15 protein-coding genes and 1 pseudogene are annotated in these 16,244 nt (G+C 60.9%); 3 read left to right on the top strand and 13 right to left on the bottom strand.

Annotated features, from left to right (window positions below; genetic code table 11):
• Nucleotides 1–26: 26 nt before the first annotated feature.
• From ISP18_RS10720 to ISP18_RS10660, 13 genes and pseudogenes are all read right to left on the bottom strand, one after another.
• The gene (locus ISP18_RS10720; protein WP_380010667.1) at nt 27–1,127 is read right to left on the bottom strand and encodes a glycosyltransferase family 4 protein; all 1,101 of its coding nucleotides are present in this window, start codon (nt 1,125–1,127) and stop codon (nt 27–29) included.
• Complete coding sequence (locus ISP18_RS10715) at nt 1,124–2,251, bottom strand: glycosyltransferase family 4 protein (RefSeq protein WP_380010664.1); 1,128 nt, start codon at nt 2,249–2,251, stop codon at nt 1,124–1,126. Before ISP18_RS10715 ends, ISP18_RS10720 begins: the two co-directional genes overlap by 4 nt.
• Before the next feature lie 11 nt (nt 2,252–2,262).
• On the bottom strand, nt 2,263–3,774 hold the full coding sequence (locus ISP18_RS10710) for a B12-binding domain-containing radical SAM protein (protein WP_380010661.1): 1,512 nt from the start codon (nt 3,772–3,774) through the stop codon (nt 2,263–2,265).
• Between the two features lie 156 nt (nt 3,775–3,930).
• Nucleotides 3,931–4,659 carry a class I SAM-dependent methyltransferase gene (locus ISP18_RS10705; RefSeq protein ID WP_380010658.1) on the bottom strand — a complete coding sequence of 243 codons (729 nt, stop codon included), beginning with the start codon at nt 4,657–4,659 and terminating at the stop codon, nt 3,931–3,933.
• Nucleotides 4,659–5,891, bottom strand: coding sequence for an amidohydrolase family protein (locus ISP18_RS10700; protein WP_380010655.1), 1,233 nt, complete (start codon nt 5,889–5,891; stop codon nt 4,659–4,661). The genes ISP18_RS10705 and ISP18_RS10700 overlap by 1 nt, the downstream gene beginning before the upstream one ends.
• A gap of 4 nt (nt 5,892–5,895) precedes the next feature.
• A complete protein-coding gene (locus ISP18_RS10695; protein ID WP_380011050.1) occupies nt 5,896–6,705 on the bottom strand; it encodes a class I SAM-dependent methyltransferase in 810 nt (269 codons plus the stop codon).
• Nucleotides 6,706–6,831: 126 nt separating this feature from the next.
• Nucleotides 6,832–7,281, bottom strand: a pseudogene (locus tag ISP18_RS10690) (acyltransferase); the annotation flags it as partial.
• An 85-nt stretch (nt 7,282–7,366) separates the two neighbouring features.
• A complete protein-coding gene (locus ISP18_RS10685; RefSeq protein ID WP_380010652.1) occupies nt 7,367–8,215 on the bottom strand; it encodes a Wzz/FepE/Etk N-terminal domain-containing protein in 849 nt (282 codons plus the stop codon).
• Entirely contained in the window at nt 8,202–9,359 is a 1,158-nt protein-coding gene (locus ISP18_RS10680; protein WP_380010649.1) for a hypothetical protein, read from the bottom strand. The genes ISP18_RS10685 and ISP18_RS10680 overlap by 14 nt, the downstream gene beginning before the upstream one ends.
• A 213-nt stretch (nt 9,360–9,572) precedes the next feature.
• Nucleotides 9,573–10,580, bottom strand: coding sequence for a glycosyltransferase family 2 protein (locus ISP18_RS10675; RefSeq protein ID WP_380010646.1), 1,008 nt, complete (start codon nt 10,578–10,580; stop codon nt 9,573–9,575).
• Nucleotides 10,577–11,827, bottom strand: a complete 1,251-nt coding sequence (locus tag ISP18_RS10670) for an O-antigen translocase (RefSeq protein WP_380010643.1) — start codon at nt 11,825–11,827, stop codon at nt 10,577–10,579. Before ISP18_RS10670 ends, ISP18_RS10675 begins: the two co-directional genes overlap by 4 nt.
• Nucleotides 11,824–12,936 carry a DegT/DnrJ/EryC1/StrS family aminotransferase gene (locus ISP18_RS10665; RefSeq protein WP_380010640.1) on the bottom strand — a complete coding sequence of 371 codons (1,113 nt, stop codon included), beginning with the start codon at nt 12,934–12,936 and terminating at the stop codon, nt 11,824–11,826. Before ISP18_RS10665 ends, ISP18_RS10670 begins: the two co-directional genes overlap by 4 nt.
• A 75-nt stretch (nt 12,937–13,011) precedes the next feature.
• Nucleotides 13,012–13,449: a sugar 3,4-ketoisomerase gene (locus tag ISP18_RS10660; RefSeq protein WP_380010637.1), complete on the bottom strand. Its 438-nt coding sequence runs from the start codon at nt 13,447–13,449 to the stop codon at nt 13,012–13,014.
• Nucleotides 13,450–13,802: 353 nt separating this feature from the next.
• Between ISP18_RS10660 and ISP18_RS10655 the strand changes: the two genes are divergently transcribed.
• The 3 genes from ISP18_RS10655 to ISP18_RS10645 all read left to right on the top strand — a co-directional run bounded on the left by ISP18_RS10655 (nt 13,803) and on the right by ISP18_RS10645 (nt 16,237).
• Nucleotides 13,803–14,339, top strand: coding sequence for a cytochrome b (locus ISP18_RS10655; protein ID WP_380011047.1), 537 nt, complete (start codon nt 13,803–13,805; stop codon nt 14,337–14,339).
• A 35-nt stretch (nt 14,340–14,374) separates the two neighbouring features.
• Nucleotides 14,375–15,721 (top strand): cytochrome C, encoded by a 1,347-nt coding sequence (locus tag ISP18_RS10650; RefSeq protein WP_380010634.1) that lies wholly within the window; start codon nt 14,375–14,377, stop codon nt 15,719–15,721.
• A 150-nt stretch (nt 15,722–15,871) separates the two neighbouring features.
• Nucleotides 15,872–16,237 carry a c-type cytochrome gene (locus tag ISP18_RS10645; protein WP_380011044.1) on the top strand — a complete coding sequence of 122 codons (366 nt, stop codon included), beginning with the start codon at nt 15,872–15,874 and terminating at the stop codon, nt 16,235–16,237.
• Nucleotides 16,238–16,244: the final 7 nt, after the last annotated feature.

Genomic DNA, 16,244 nt, shown 5'->3' with positions numbered 1-16,244 from the left:
ACGGCCACGGAAGGCATAACCAGGCTTCAAGCCTTGCGCAGCTGCTGATACAACGCCTCGAACAGCCGCGCCGTGCAATCGGCATCTTCCTGCACTGCACGACACTGCGCTTCACCAGCGAGTCGAAGACGCAGTGCTTCATCTTCGAGTACGCAGCGAATCGCTTTGGCCATGGCAGCCGAATCTCCCGCTGGCACGGCCAGCGCCGCGGATGGCTGCCATTCCGCCAGATGGCCCACCGCAGTACCGACGGCTGGCACACCCGTCACTGCCGCCTCAAGCAGCACCAGCGGGCCAGCTTCATGCATCGACGACATCACCAGCAGGTCGGCCGCTTCCATGAGCGGGCGCAGTTCGCGTTGCGTCTTGAAGCCGAGGAAGCGGATGTGCTCCTGCAAGCCAAGTTGATCGGCCAGGGCTTGCATCTCGCCTTGAAGAGTGTCGACACCAACGATGTCCAATTGAAACTCCAAGCCCTCTCTCGCCAGTACCGCCAGCGCGCGCAACAAGGTCGGCTGGTCCTTGACGCGATTGATACTCGCGACGTGGATCAGTTGCGCCTGTTTTGCCAATCGCCTGCGCGGTGCCAGTGGCGGCCACGTGTGCAGGTCGACACCCAACGGCACGCGTGTAGCCTCGAGTCCAAGTGTGTTCAGCGAATCGATAATCGGCGCGCTTGCCGCCGTCACCACATCTGCGCCTCGCAATATCAGCGCTTCACGCAATCGCCCCTTCCACTTGCGTCGACCGCCGTAGCCAATCTCATGCAGTGCGACCAGTTCGCCGCCGGCGATGTGTACCACGCTTGGTAGCCCGAGCAACTTGGCGGCCGTGACCGCAATGAAGCTGCAGGAACCGGAGAAGATGGCGTGGACGAGATCGAACGGCGAACGGCGATGTTCGGCACGGATCGCCGCAATGGCGCGCAAGCGCGTCCACCCGTCGCCAATGTTATGAATCTGCGCGCCGACCAGTTCCCAGCGGTTCGGTGCCGGCTCCTGGTGCAGCACGAAAACATGCACGTCGTGCTTGCGCGCCAATCGCTCGATCAAGGCTAAGAAGGCAGGAATCACGCGAAATTCGCCGCTGCGATCCACGCCGCCGGGCAGCACCAAGGCAAGCTTCATCGTGCGCCACCTTGCCGGCTTTCGTGCACTTGCGCATAGGCGCTTGCCCATTGCCGACCTACTGCGGCGAACGAAAGTGTTTCATCGAAGTACGCGCGCACCTCTGCCTGCGATGACCTGTTGAATGCGGTACGCAGCAAAGCGTCGGCAAGTCGCGAAGCATCGCCGCATGGCCACAGTTCACCGATGCGACCGTTACCAGTGAGCATCCGGAACGACGGAATATCCGTAACGATCGGCACCGCACCGCACGCCATCGCTTCCAGCAAGGCATAGCCGCAGCTTTCGGCATGGCTGCCGGAAACAAACAGATCCGCAGACTGCATCAAGCGCTCGATGCGCGCATGCGGAACCTTGCCCAACAGATGCACGCGCCCGGCGAGCCGCGGATCGTTCGCCACACGCTGTTGGACGTCAGCAAGCAGCGGTGCATTGCCGAAGGCGCACCACAGCTGCAGGTCGGGAAGCTCTACGGCAGCCTGCGCGATGCCATCGAGCACGGTCAGCGGATCCTTGCCTGTGTTCAAATGCCCCACCCATAGCACGCAAGGGTCGCCATACAATCCGGTTTCAGCGCGCGCCTTTGCACGATCGCTAAGCGTGAAACGGCAGCTGGATTCAGGTATCGCAAACACCTGCATGCGCGGTGCGAACAGGCCGGCCTTGATGAAGGGCCGCGCCAGTTCGGTGGAGGTGAACGCAACGCCCGCAGCGGAGGCATACCAGTATCGCCAGCGCGGACGTCGCCACCAGCGCGGCGGCCGGTCGGCGTGATCCTGAAACAGGATCGGCAAGCGCGGAAGATGACGCGCGATGGCAAAGGCATCTTCGGCGAAGCCAAGACCATGCACGTGCAGCACGTCTGCCTTGAAATCATCGAGCAAGGCCGCGAAATCGCGGCTGCGATGCATGACCGTGCTCGTCTCGCTGACATCGACGAAGTGATAGTCGACATCGTTGCGCGTCACCTGCTCCCGCTGCATAGCGGCCTGGATCACCGAAACCCGGACGCCTGCACTCGCGGCCGCTTCCGGTATATCCAGCAATGAAGGCCATTGTTCGAACACTTCCGCGGCAGCAACGCCTTTCGGCGCCGGTAGAAAATTGATCTGTGCGACGTGCAAGCGCCTGCCCTTCAAAGACCCGAAACCTGCGGCATGCGCAAGCGCACCAGCCGGTTGGCCAGATTCAACTCCCACGGCCGGTCATATCGGCGATAGCGATAGCGCCACGTGGCCATCGCACTCAGGCTGCGCTTGGCCCATGGCGGCGAGCGCATGTCCTGTACCGTCGGAAAACGGCAGCGCAGAACGGTCACGAAATCGTGGATGCGCTGGCGCAGTTTGTCGGTGAGCCAGGGCGCGTCGGCATGGCAGGCGTAGTTGATCCATTGCGGCTGCGTCCATTCTTCCGGCGTTTTCGGGAAAATCACCGGCTCGCCGTTGAGATCGCGCAATGCCATGCCAGGACGCTTGCCACGGTCCTTCTCATGCCGGCTGCTCTCGGGCAGCGGCGTGTAGATATAGACGATGATCTCGGCTTCCGGATTGATCTGCTTCAGTTCACGGATGAACTCGAAAGTGTGTTCGGTTTCTTCCTCGGTGTTCTCCGGCGGCGCGACCATGAAGGACAGCTCGGGAATCACGCCGTTGCGCCGGCATAGTTCGGCCACCTGCAGGGTCTGGTCTGGGCGCGTGCCTTTGCGGATTTCTTTCAGCATTTGGCCACTGGGAGATTCCGCACCGATGTAGGCCATCTTGAGTCGACTCTTGCGCACCAGCTTCCACGTGCTCTCCGACAGGTTCAGTAACGCGTCGGCACGCGCATAGCACCACCAGGGCAGCTCCAGCTTCGCCATCACTTCAAGCAGGGGAATCATGTCTTCTTCGCGATCGAAGAAGTTGTGGTCGAAGAACTGGATCGAATCAGCGCCGAGCTCGTACTTGAGATAACTCAGATCGCGTTCGAGCCGTGCGGCGGCCGGCAGCATAGTGGTGCCGCCGAACATCGCCGCCACACCGCAGAACGTACAACGGAAGCGGCAACCGATCGCCGCCTGGTGCGCTGCCGTGCGTCGGCCTAGAAACGTGCGTGCCAGATAACGGCGCGGATCGCCCAGCTTGTCGTACGGCAGCACCAGGCCGTTGTCACCAAGCGAAAAGCGGCGATTCGGGTTGTGTACGACCGAATCACCATCCTTCCACGACAACCCGCCGATATTGGCCAGCGCCGGGTCTGACTTGCCCAACGCAGCCACCAGCTCCGGCAGGCTTTCCTCACCCTGCCCGCGGATCGCGTAATCCACATAGGGCGCGGCCAATGCGGTATCGGTGTAGAGCGTGGGAAAATAACCGCCCCAGATGATGGGCGTGGATGGAAAACGTTCGCGGATCGCTTTCGACACGTCGATAGCCGGAGCCATCTGCGGCCCGCCCATTACGCTTACGCCTACTGCATCGAAACCGCCCTGCTCCATCGTGCGCAGTGTTTCGCCAATCAGGTCGCGATCGACGTTGCCGTCGATGATCTCGCTGCTGCCGTGCTTATCCAATGCGGCGGACAAGTGCAGCAGGGATAGCGGAAAGCGCGCGCTGGAGCGCGAGGTGATGGTGGGGTTGATCAGGAGGGTGCGTGGGGAATGGGTCATGATCTCGATGCGATCAAAAGGGTTGACTCCCTCTCCCCTTCGGGGAGAGGGCTGGGGTGAGGGGCCAACCTCTCCGGGACCTGTCCGCGCGCGACAACCCAAAAGCACATCAACCAGCGCACTTTCATCGTTCCCGGCAAGCCTTGACCCCTCACCCTAACCCTCTCCCCCGAAAGGAGAGGGAACAGCAAGCGCACGCCGCAACCGAAACACCAACGCCACCGGCACTTCCAACGCGATGCGATCGAAATTCGCTCCCGAAGGAATGTCACGCATATCAAGCATCGGCTCCAACACATCCTCGATTACCAGCCCGAGCGCGGCGCAGGCCTTGTGCCAATGGCTGTAGAGATGCTGCGTATGCTGCACGGCATAGCGTTGGCCGCCGGCCTTGAAATCGCGCAGCCAGCCGAGCGCCGGGCCGATCGGATGCACATCGCTGCACAGCACGACGCCGCCCGGCTTGGTCACGCGATGCAGTTCGTGCAAAGCACTATGCAGGTGTTCCAGGTGACCAACCACCAGGCCGCAGATCGTGAGATCGGACCACATATCCGGCATCGGCAATGCCGACACGCTGCCCTGTGCCAGCCCGAAGCCTGCATCGAATCGGCCTGCCTTCAGCTCAGCATACGCGTGCCGCAGCATGTCCGAAGAGAGATCGACACCGACCGCGCGTGCCGCGCCACGTCGCAGCGCGCGCAGCATGTAGCGACCGCTGCCGCAACCGGCGTCGAGCACGTTCTTTCCGTGCAGATCGGCGGGCATCAAGGTGAGCATTGCGCGCTCTTCGGCCTGCATCACTGGGTTGTGTGCGTGCGCCGGATACGTAGGCGCCCACAATGCATACGCTTCGGAAGGTGAAAGAACCGGCAGGCGTGACATCAGCAACTCCCGCCGGCCACAGCCAACTTGTGTTCCTGCCGGCCTTCGCCAGCCGTCCATTCAAGCCCTGGTTCGAGCGCGATCAATGCCTCATCCGCCAGCGACTTGGCCAGCAACTTGGCTTTGCCGTCCAGCATCACCTGCACCGTTTCCACGCCGGCCGCCGCAAACCATTCGGCGAAATCAGGATCGGCGATGCACGGCATGCCATCACGCACCACCGCACGAATACGACTGCGATCGATGCCGACCAGGCTGCGCATGACATCGCCGCCACGATCTTCGACGATCACCATGTCGGCGGACGCCCCGGGCAACAGATGACCGCGTGCAGGCATGCGTAAGATGCCTGCAGCCTGCGTAGTCACTAGCGCAAGCAACTGCTTCGAGCTGAGCCCATAGCCGTCCACCACATTAGCCAGTTCATCGAGCAGGTCGCGCGCACCGCTGAGGCGCGAATCGCTGCCCAACGTCAGACGACCTGCTTCGCACAAGCGCCGTGGATCGAGCGTGTGCCCGAGCAAGGCAAGATTGCTGCTCGGACACCACACCACCGCAGCGCCCTGGGCAATCACCCGCTCGATGTCGCCGCTGCTTAAGCCAACGCCGTGAATCAATACGCTGTTGCTCGCGAGACAGCCGAATTGATCGAGCTGGGCAAGTTCGGCGCGCGCCACCGCATCCGTGCCTTCGGCAAGATGGATCAGCCAAGGGCGATCGGACGGTGTGGCGGCAAAGCTTTCTTGCATCGGCGGACCGTAACCCGGCCAGCCGGGCGCGTAGCTCCAGCCATAATCACGCAGCAGCGCAACAGGAAAATCCTGCGCATCCAGTGCCGGATGCCAGGGATCGTGATGCGCTACGCAGGTGGTGCCGGCCAGCAGGTTCTTCAACGCGCCGTGCCGCAGCCGCAAAGCCTTGGGCACTTGCAGTGCGGCGACCACGTCGGGATGCTCAAAATGTTGCTGGAATGCGGCGATCCAGACATAGCTGTTCGGGAACGGCGTGTGTGCACGTAACGGCGGAATGGCGTTGACATGCAGGTGATCGTGCGCGTTGATCAGGCCCGGAAAAATCAGGTGATCACGCAGATCGACCCGATACGCCCATGACGCCGTCGAGGCGTCCACGCGACCTGCCCTGATCGACAGCGGCCCACGCGAAACACCTTCCGGCAACACCGTCGCCGCGTGGCACAAGCTGGCGTGGGTTTTGGCGTGCGTCGCGTCCACGTAATCAGCGCCGATGCATCACGATCAGGAAGTGATCGCCCATGTCGCGTAGCAGCGGCAGCGCGCCCAGGCGATCGTCGAGCCGGCCGAGCCGTTCGCAGCCATTGCGATGGCGGCGATAAAAATCCACCAGGTACGGCGGCGGCATGAACAGGCTCAGCGCACGGTAGTTATCCAACGCAAAGTGCGGCGCGAAGGTGCGATAGAACTCACGCGGTAGGTAGTACTGCGTCCAGATGGTGTGGCGGTTCATGCCCACCGGCGTGACGCCACGCGCGGCGCGCACATATGCGCGCTTAATACGTCCTTTGAACAAGTAGTAGCCAAATTCCCACGGGCAGATACGCCCGATCACCGAAAACACCAGCTTGCCGCCGGGCCGCAGCAGGCGCGCGCATTGAGTGGCGACCGCACCCATGTCGGGTGCACAGTTCAAAGGACCGAAGTTGGAATAGATCCCGTCGAACCCGCCTTCCAGTTGGTCGAGCTGATGCACGCCTACGTGCACGGCTTTGACCTGCGTCTCAACGCCTGCCGCGGCAGCACGTGCGTGCGTGCGTTCCACCATGCGCGGCGACCAGTCGCTGGCCGTCACTTGGTAACCGCGCTGTGCGAATTCCACCGCGTCGATGCCAGTACCGCAACCCAGGTCGAGCAGCCGCGAGCCAGCCGGCAATTCGTTGCGCACGGTGCTCCACAAAGTGAGCCGCATGCGCTGGATCAGTTCGTTGTTGCCGCGCGGGCCGTCGTAATCCGCCGCGACGCTGTCGAATGCGCGTTGCGTGTCGAGCAGTTGCGACTCGTCCATCGTCATCGCGTCGCTTCCTGTTTCAAGCTGATAGGACCCGCTCACTTCGATCTCCGTACTGCCGGGGTATGGCACGTTCGTGAGTGCTCGGGTGGGCGGTTTTGGTTGAATGGGTATCCCAACCTACGAATCGACGTAGCCGACAATGCGCGCAGGCGAGCCAACGACGATCGCAAGCGGCGGCACCGATTTGGTCACCACCGCACCAGCGCCTACCATCGCGCCCTCCCCGATCGTGATCCCTGGGAGGATCGTGGCGTTTGCTCCGATTGAGGCACCCTTGCATACACGGGTCTGGAGGAAGGCGTCCGGCCGGACTCGCGAGCGTGGGAACGGGTCGTTGGTGAATGTGGCGTTTGGTCCGATGAAGACGTCGTCCTCGATACGAACGCCGTCCCACAACTGCACACCGCACTTGATGGTCGAGCGGTCGCCGATCTCCACATCGTTCTCAATGAAGCAGTGGGAACAAATGTTCACGTCTTCGCCTATACGGGCACCTTCGAGGATAACGACGTATTGCCACACCCGTGTGCGGGCACCGATATGGGAGCTCTGCACGTCTGCGGACGGGTGGATCATGGCCTGCTCACTCATTGAACGTGCTCTGTCGGTTGATTCAGGCGCTTCGCGATCACCATGCGTAAGCTCGGATGACAATCCCAACCTACGAAAGCTCCGTCGCCCCAAGCCGGGACATCGTGGCGGAAACCGCAGCGCGTCGCCTCAACGCATTCCGGCGCACCGCAGTCAATGTTCCCAGGAACAACCCCAATACGCCCCCCATTCCCCACGTCAGTGCGGGATTGGGAAACACCGGATTCTCCGGTACGTAGACCGGCCACATCAGCGAAGTGTCGTACGTGTAGGTGCTGCTTAACCGCGCCTGCAGATCACTGCGCGCCAGTTGCAGGGAGCGCATCTCGTCGTTCTTGCTGGTCAGCAAGAGGCCTGCGAAGTCATCCTTGTTCTGCGTCGCGACTTGTTGCAAGTGATCCCTTTCTGCGGTGACTTGCTGCAAGTCCGCCTGTACTTCGGCAAGACGCGCCTTGGCAAAATTCAGCTCCGTGGCTTCGGCGCCGCGGTGGATGGCCTTCAACCGCTCGACGGTCGTCTCGGCCAGCTTGCGGGCCATCTCCGGTGAGTGCGCACGCACACTTAGCTTGATCAGCGGACCCGCGTAAGGCAACGGCTCCAGCTTGAGACTATGGCGATAGAGCCCGGCTTCGGGAGTACGCGGCCCAATGCCGATGCTTTCAAGCGTTTCGTTCTGGAACGGGATCAGCTTCATGCGCTCCAGAACGCGTTGCAGCGGTTCGGCCTTGGGATCTTGCCCTGCCGGCGCCGCGCCGACCTGCCCGATCTGGATCCAGGCATCGGCTTGCCACTGCGGCTTGGTCACGCGCAGGAAGACGAAGGTTGCAGCGAGCACCACGATCAGCACCGCCACGAACCAGCGCCATTCGCGCAGCAGGATGCGCCACATATCGATCAAGTAAATTTCATCTCGTTGCATAGTTGGCATGCTCGTCGGAAAGGTTGTGTAGCGCGTTACGATTCGGCAGCCATACGGTCAGCATCTGCAGCACCAGGCAAATGGCTATAAAGCCGGCGTTGGTCCAGGTATAGGCTTGCGGAGCAAACGGCGACATCACACACACGTACGCAACGCGAAGGAAAATCAGCAAGGGAAACAACGCGACCGACGCCAGCAGCCGCCGCACACTCCACGCCAACAGCGCATACAGCCCAATGATCGAAAGCACTGCCCCAGCGGGGCCGAAGGCCATCAGGAACGGAAAGAACTCCGTACCCACGTTGATATTCGGCGCGTCCAGCGGGATATCCGTGTCGGCCGTAGCGATGGAACCGGCCATCGGCACCAGTTGACTGATCAGGAATGCGGAGTTCACGTAGTGCTTGGCGAAAATCGCGCCGAAGTTGTACGGGCCTGCGCTGATATAAAGCAGCAGCCACTTCACACCCTGAGGTGCGTCACGGTAAGCGTCGCTGAAAGGCAAGGTGACCGTATCCAGCGAACCTGAGCGCAACATGCCCAGCACGGAAAACACGCTGCCGCCCAGCACCACCAAAAAAATCACACGCAGCCCTGGCACACGCTTGTGCTCGCCACGGCGCAGCAACAGCACCATAGCGAGCGCAAACAGTGACGCAAAGATACGATTGCGATCGATCACCAGCACCGGAAACGCCACGCCCACCACGATCAGCACCCAACGCAACCAGCGGTTGCGCGCGCATAGCAAGCCGATCGGCGGCAAGGTCCAGCACATATCGGAAATGTGCCGAATATGCTCGTGGCCGCCCTCCATCGTGGCGTAAGACGACGGATTGGTGATCAGCGGAATCGGAAACAGCGCAAGATCGAGCAAACAAAAAAGCCCGACTGCCACCGCGAAAGCCAGCGCGACAAATGCTTCGCGTGTACCGGCATAGTGGCGATGACGAAACCATGCAATCGGCGGCAGCCGCGGACCGAACAGCAGGTCGATCAGCAGCACTCCCATCGACGCAGTCGCCAACAACAACACGCCTTGCAGATAAGCCTCAGGCATGTCGAAACTAAACAGCGTCAACCCGCACGCCAGCAGCACCGGCAGCACCAGATAGGTGGACGGCAGGCGCAGCAGCTGGCTCATGTCTTCTCCAGCAGCGTACCGACTGGCGGAAGCCAAGAGCCTGTCCAATGTCTACGCATGGCCCGCGTTGCGTCTGAGCGGTCGTCAGGTGGCAATGCGTGGCACAGCGCCAGACTGGCCGTCTGGTCAAGCCGCGCGCTGCCGCATGGCGGCCGCTCAGACGCAACCCGGAGGGCCGGGTCTGTTTGCCCGCAATCCTGTGTCCTCGCTCGGTTACGTATCGACATACGCGCCCTCGCTCCTCCTGGTCTTGCGCGCAAACAGATTCCGGCGCGGGCCATGCGTAGACATTGGACAGGCTCTGAGCTTGGACACGGCCAGCAACGCGAGATACACCAGCATGTGGAAGGTCAGCACGAACAGGCGCTTCTGCAAGAACGCGATCTTCGCGCAAATGTAATGCGCTTGCGCCTTGAGCAAAGTCCGATGCGGCTCGTCGAACAGATCCGCCCGCCGCCGCGCCACCTGGCAGGCTTCAGTGAGATTGACGATACGCGTGGCCGTATGCCGCGTCTTGCTCACGTTATTGCCGTGCAAGCGATACGCGCCCACGTGCACGTCAATAAAGCCAAGCGCGTCGCGCGCGGCCACGCGCAGGAAGAAATCCCAGTCGTCGATGCGCAACCCTTCTGTCCAGCGACCGATAGTCTCGAGCGCGCTCTTATGCAACAACGCGACGGGACCGCCGATCGCCCACTGACTGATCACCGCTTGACGAATCCCTTCGTCGCTGCTGTACAAACGCTTGTCGGCATGATGCAAATCGCGCATGCCGCTGTCATGCAACTTGTTGGCGTACTGGTCCACCACGATGGAATCGCCGACCACTACCCGCTTGGTCGGATGCGTTTGCAGGTAGCGAACCTGCGCCTCCAGACCGCCTGGCAAAAGGTAGTCATCGCTGGCGCACAGGCGCAGGAACTCGCCCCGCGCACGTGCGGCCAATTCGTTCCAGGCAGCGCTGATACCTCGGTTTTCGCGCTGCACGTACTCCACACGCAGCAGGTGACCCTGCGCCTTGATCCATTCGGCGATCTTTTCCCCGGTGCGATCGGTGGAGCCGTCGTCGATGATCACGATCTCTTTGGCCGGATACGGATCTTCCAGCACGCTGTCCAGGCAGTGCTGCACGAAGCGCTCGTGGTTATAGGCCGGAATTAACACGGAAACCAGCGGCCTGGCCGCCGCATGCGTGGGCATCACTTTGGCTGCTGTCGTCATAGCGCCCCCAAATAGCGTCGCGCAACGACTACGTTGAACGCGAGATAGAACGAGTAATTCAAGGCGAAGGCGTACATCGCGCCGATCAAGCCGAACGAGGCGGTAAACACGTAGACCAGAGCCAGGTAGCTCAGCGCGAACACGCATTCGGAAATCACGAATAGCCGCGTCATCGCCTTGGCCAGCATCAGATACGAGAGCATGAAGGACGCGATCTTGAGCACATCGCCCAGCAGCTGTGGGGCGTACAAGGCATTGGCGGATGCAAAGTCTGCACTGAACAGCAAACTCGTCACCCAGCCGCGCATGGCGTAGACAAGCAACGCCAGCACGACAACGGCCGGCAGCAGGTACCGATAAGCGTTTCGCAGCTCGCTCACCAAGGATGGGCGATCGTGCGTGGCGGCGAGCTTGGGCAGGTAATAAATGTTGATCGCCGTGGTAAGGAACAGCAGGTAGGCATCCGACACCTTGCTCACCGCCTGCCAGTAACCCACTCGCTCCCAGCCGAACTGCAACGCCAAATGGTTGCGCACGGCAATGTTGATCAGCGGCAGCAGTAGCGCCGAGGTAAGGGTCATCACCGAGAAAGCGGCCAGCTTCAGGCTCATCTCGCGGTCGAAATGCATGCGCAACATGCCACGCTGGAAATAAGGACTGCGCTGCCAGACCGGCAGCCCTACTACCAGCAACAACAATTGCCCGGCTACAAGCGCCAGCAGTGCGCCATACAGATGCAGCCAGTGCGACAAGCCCAGCGCTAGCACCACACTCAGCACCGAACCAAGCACCTGGATAAAGGCCAGCCGGCGCACGTCCATGAAGCCGTTGATCACTGCCAATATGTAATTGGCCAACGCAATACCGAGCTGCGCGACGGCGAGAATGCGGATCAAATTTTCGTAACGCGTATCGCCCAACAGCCACAGTGAGAGCTGGTGGCTCATCAGCAATGCCGCGCACCCCATCAATACGGAAGCGCAGCATGCGTACCACAGCGCCGCCGCCAGCAGGCGCGAAAGCCGTTGTGCATCGTGGCGATATTCCGCCACGTATTTCACGATGCCCGCGCTGATGCCGCCACCGGCAAGTACAGCCAGCAACGACATCAGGCTCATGAACTGGCCGAGCTTTCCCACCCCTTCCGGCCCGGCCAGCCACGCTACCAGCTTCACGATCACCAGCCCCGCGAGCAGGCGCGCCGCGGTGGCGATGCTCGAATAGAAGCCGGCGCGCACAATGCTCATGCCGTGCCCTCGAACGTCTGGCAGGCGGCAATCACCCGCTGCACGTCTTCATCGCGCAAGGTCGGCCCGATCGGCAAACTCAGCACTTCGCCATGCAATTGCTCGGTCAACGGCAAGGACAGCCCACGCAATGCGGGATATGCGCCCTGGCGATGCGGCGGCTTTGGGTAATGCACCTGACTATGCACACCATGGGTCTGCAGATGTCGCTGCAAGGCTTCGCGTTGCGCGCAACGCACGACGAACAGATGCCAAACATGGCGCGCCTCGTCTGTCACCGCAGGCAAGCGGATCAGTGGATGACTGATGCCATCGCGATAGCGTCGCGCCACGTAGCGACGCTTTGCGGTGTCCTCGTCGAGGTATTTCAGCTTCACCCGCAACAATGCAGCTTGCAGTTCGTCCAGACGTGAATTGATGCCCTGGTAAAGATGTTGGTACTTCACTTCCGAGCCGTAATTACGCAGTGCTGTCACGCGCGCAGCCAACAACGTATCGTTCGTGACGACCGCGCCGCCGTCGCCAAGCGCGCCCAGGTTCTTTGCGGGGAAAAAACTGAAGCCTGCGGCATGCCCGAATGCGCCAGCCTTGCGTCCATCGCTGGTCGCGCCATGCGCCTGCGCGGCATCCTCGATCAACAGCAATTGATGACGCTCGGCCAGCTCGGCCAAGGCGGCCATGTCCGCAAGTTGGCCGTACAGATGCACAGCCATGATCGCGCGTGTGCGGGGACCGATCGCCGCTGCCACGCGCGTCGGATCGATATTGAAACTTGCCGGATCGGGCTCCACGGGTACCGGCACCAGCCCGCTTTCGGTGATGGCGAGAAAGCTGGCGATGAAGGTATTGGCAGGCACGATCACTTCATCGCCATCGTGCAGCGCGCCCAATGCCTTGTAGCCGCGCAGGATCAGCGACAGCGCATCCAATCCATTGCCCACGCCGATCGCATGACGCACGCCACAGTAGTCGGCAAACTCATGCTCGAACGCCGCAACTTCCCGGCCGAGGATGTACCAGCCAGAGTCGATCACGCGCGCAGCGGCAGCCTTCAGCTCGTCGGCATGGCGGGCGTTGATGTCTTTCAGATTGAGAAAGGGGATGTCCATATCAGGCGCTACAATCGCTATGCCACTGAAGATGGTCGCAAACAAACTGCGCAAATGTTCTCGCGCCGATAACGACTAGCCGTTTTGGCATGCAGCCAGCTCTCTGCCGTACAGGGGGCTTTGCACTTCACGCAGGAATTCGTCGTAGCTGGTGATGTAGTCAGTGGGGTCATATAACTGGTCGGCCAGCACCATCAGCACGCAGTCCTCGCTGAAGTCGTACATCTCGCGCCACACCATCTCCCCCAACAGCAAACCCTGCGATGGGTCATCGAGCACAACCTCCACCGGCCCGGTGCCGTCGTCCAGCAAGAACGTGACCGAACCGCGCACCGCCACCGCCAACTGGTTCAAGTGACGATGCGCATGCTGGCCGCGATGCACTTCGTTCTTGGTGGCGAACAGGTAATACACGCGCCGGATGTCGAAGGACACGTTGCGATCCTTCTCCAAGGCAATGAGCATGCCGCGATCGTCGCCGTGCTGCTGCAACTGGACTCGTTGGATGTGCATGTTCTGGCCGACCGCCGGGTTCCGAGGATGACTTACGGAAATTGAGTGCCGGGTTGTCGGGAAAAGGTTGTGTGTGCTTCTTGTGTGAGGCAAGACCAGGCTTGGCTTCAAGATGTATAGAGAGGCCGTTGCAAACCGCACGCAACCTTTTGCCCCATTCCCCCGCACTCACCCGCGAAAGGTCTTCTTCGCTCACGGCGCAGCAGGAGGCAGGCCGGGGTCAAATTTCGGGGATGGACAGGATGACAGTGACTGGCAAAGGTGTCTCGAAGAGCAAGACTGTGTCCACGTTACATAACGTGGCATTCACGCCAGGCACCGCAACTGACTTGGGCACGACTGCCAAAGAGACGGTGCTAGCACGCCCGCGAAAGATCGTTGTATTGCATTGGCTCACCGTGCTGTGCCTTTGCTTCGCAGCGGGACTCATCCTGCTCAGGGATGAGGTGGTGAGCGGTCGCGCCTTGAAGCAATGGCTGCTGGAAGGACACCGTCACTTCGGCCTGTTCGTGCTGATGCTGTTCTTCATCCGCGTCGTGGTTCGTTTCCGTACGGGCAAGCTTCCTGCCGTCGGCAACATGTCAAAAGCCATACGCGCCGTCGCCACACTCACACATATCGCGTTGTACGCCTTGCTGCTCGCCCTGCCCTTGCTCGGTTGGGCGCTGAGCAACGCGCAAGACAGACCGGTGCATCTGTTCGGCCTGACGCTGCCCGCACTGGTGAACGCTGACGAAGATCTCGCCGACAGGCTGCAGACGTGGCACGTGAATGCGGCGTGGTTGCTGCTTGCGCTGGTTCTGCTGCACACCGGGGCGGCGCTCTGGCACCACTTCGTCGTACGCGACGACGTGATGCGCGCAATGTGGCCAAGCCGTAAACGCCGATGAATCACCACCGTATCCGATCGAAACAAGGAGATTTCATGTCAACTTCTCTGCACCGACGCACGCCGTGCCGGCCCAGGAAGCTGCATTTGTGGTACGGCCTGGCTGCGCTTCCACTGCTTGCCAGCACCACGGCGCAGGCGGTTCCGGCGTATGCCCGACAGACCGGCAATGCCTGTGCGGACTGCCATGCCGGCGCCTACGGACCGGGACTCACGCCTTACGGCATGCGCTTCAAGATGAATGGCTACACTGATACCGATGGCCGGGGCACCAAAATACCGGCGGCCATACAGCTCAACGGCGTGCGCACCGTGCCTGCGAAAGGCCAAAGCAGCAACCTGCTAAGTGAAGCCGATATCTACTTGGCCGGACGCGTGTCGGATAACGTGGGCGGCTTCGTCAAGGTGCAGGTCAACAACAACGGCCAGAACAAGTTCAATACGCAGCTGAGCCATGTAGATCTGCGCTATGTTGCCAAGGATCTCAAGCTCGGCGGCAAGGACGCGCTGGTTGGCGTCAGCGTCAACAACGATCCGGGTTTCGACGATCCGGTCAACGCGCTGCCTGCTTCCATGGACAACGGCCCGCCGACGGTCTCCGGCACCTTGCTCAATCCCTCCAGCTCTAACACGCTGTCGCGTCGCGTGATCGGCGCCAGCGTGTATGCGCTGTACGACAACAATTGGTATGGCGAGCTTGGCACCTATAACTCGCTGCCGACCTCCATGCAGTACGACCTGGGTTATTCCATCTCCGGCGATCCGGGCAAGCTCAGCGATACGGGCTATGCACGCTTCGCTTACATGAAGGATATGAAGCGTCAGTTTTTCTCTGTGGGCGTGGTCGCGCTGACCACCAATCGCCAGTTGCCGCGTAGTGGTCCGAACGAGCATCTCACCGATCTCGGCTACGACGTGACGTATCAGTACCTGGGCAATCGCGAAAACATCGTGCAGCTTGCTTACGTGAACATCATGGAACGCCGCCGCTATGCCACCACGCCGGCGGGTTCCGTGCCAGGTCTTTTCGCCCTGTCAAACGGCGTAGTGCACGACCAGACACTGACGCTTACCTATACGTTCAAGCAGAGCTATGGCGTGATCATCTCGCACATGGTCAGCACCGGCACGCATGACATTGTGCGCTTTGTGCCGTATGGCCAGCCCGATACCAGCAGCAATTCCTTCACCGTGTTCTGGACGCCGTTCGGCAAGGACGACTCCTTCACGTCCATCGCAAACTTACGCCTGGCTGCCGAATGGTTCCGCTTCAACAAGTTCAACGGCAGCAGTACCAACGTGTTTGGCGTGCCAGAGGGCGGTCCGGTAACCAATGCAAAGGATCTCAACGCGTTCCTGCTTTTTGCGAGCGTGGCGTTCTAGAAATACTGATGCGTCCCCGTGAACTCTCTTTCACCGCGCCGTCATTCCCGCGAAAGCGGTAATGACGGCCACGGGTAGACGTGACGTTTCAAAAAAACCGAACAGGAGTCAAGAGTGATCGATTCAGCTTTGCGCCGTTGCTTGCGCGTCATGGTGATTGCGGGACTGTTCTTCGGCTGGATGCTGGCCTCGCCGTTCGCGCGGGCAGGCGATGCTTCGGCGGGTGCGGATGTGTTCAAGTCGGAATGCTCCGAGTGCCACAGCCCCAAGCAAGGAAAAAACAAAAAAGGCCCCAGCTTGTTCGGCATCGTGGGGCGCCCGGCCGGCACCGCGCCGGACTACAACTATTCGGATGCGCTCAAGCAGGCGCATTGGACCTGGAGCCCAGACAAACTGCACGACTACTTGTCCCAACCGGCTAAGAAAGCGAACCCCGGCACCAAGATGAAATACGACGGCCTGGACGACGCAAAACAACTGGATGATCTCCTTACTTACCTAGGGACTCTTCACTGAAGACATT

Source organism: Dyella humi (assembly GCF_044904605.1).
Lineage (GTDB): Bacteria > Pseudomonadota > Gammaproteobacteria > Xanthomonadales > Rhodanobacteraceae > Dyella_B > Dyella_B humi.
This window is presented reverse-complemented; position numbering and strand designations above follow the sequence as displayed.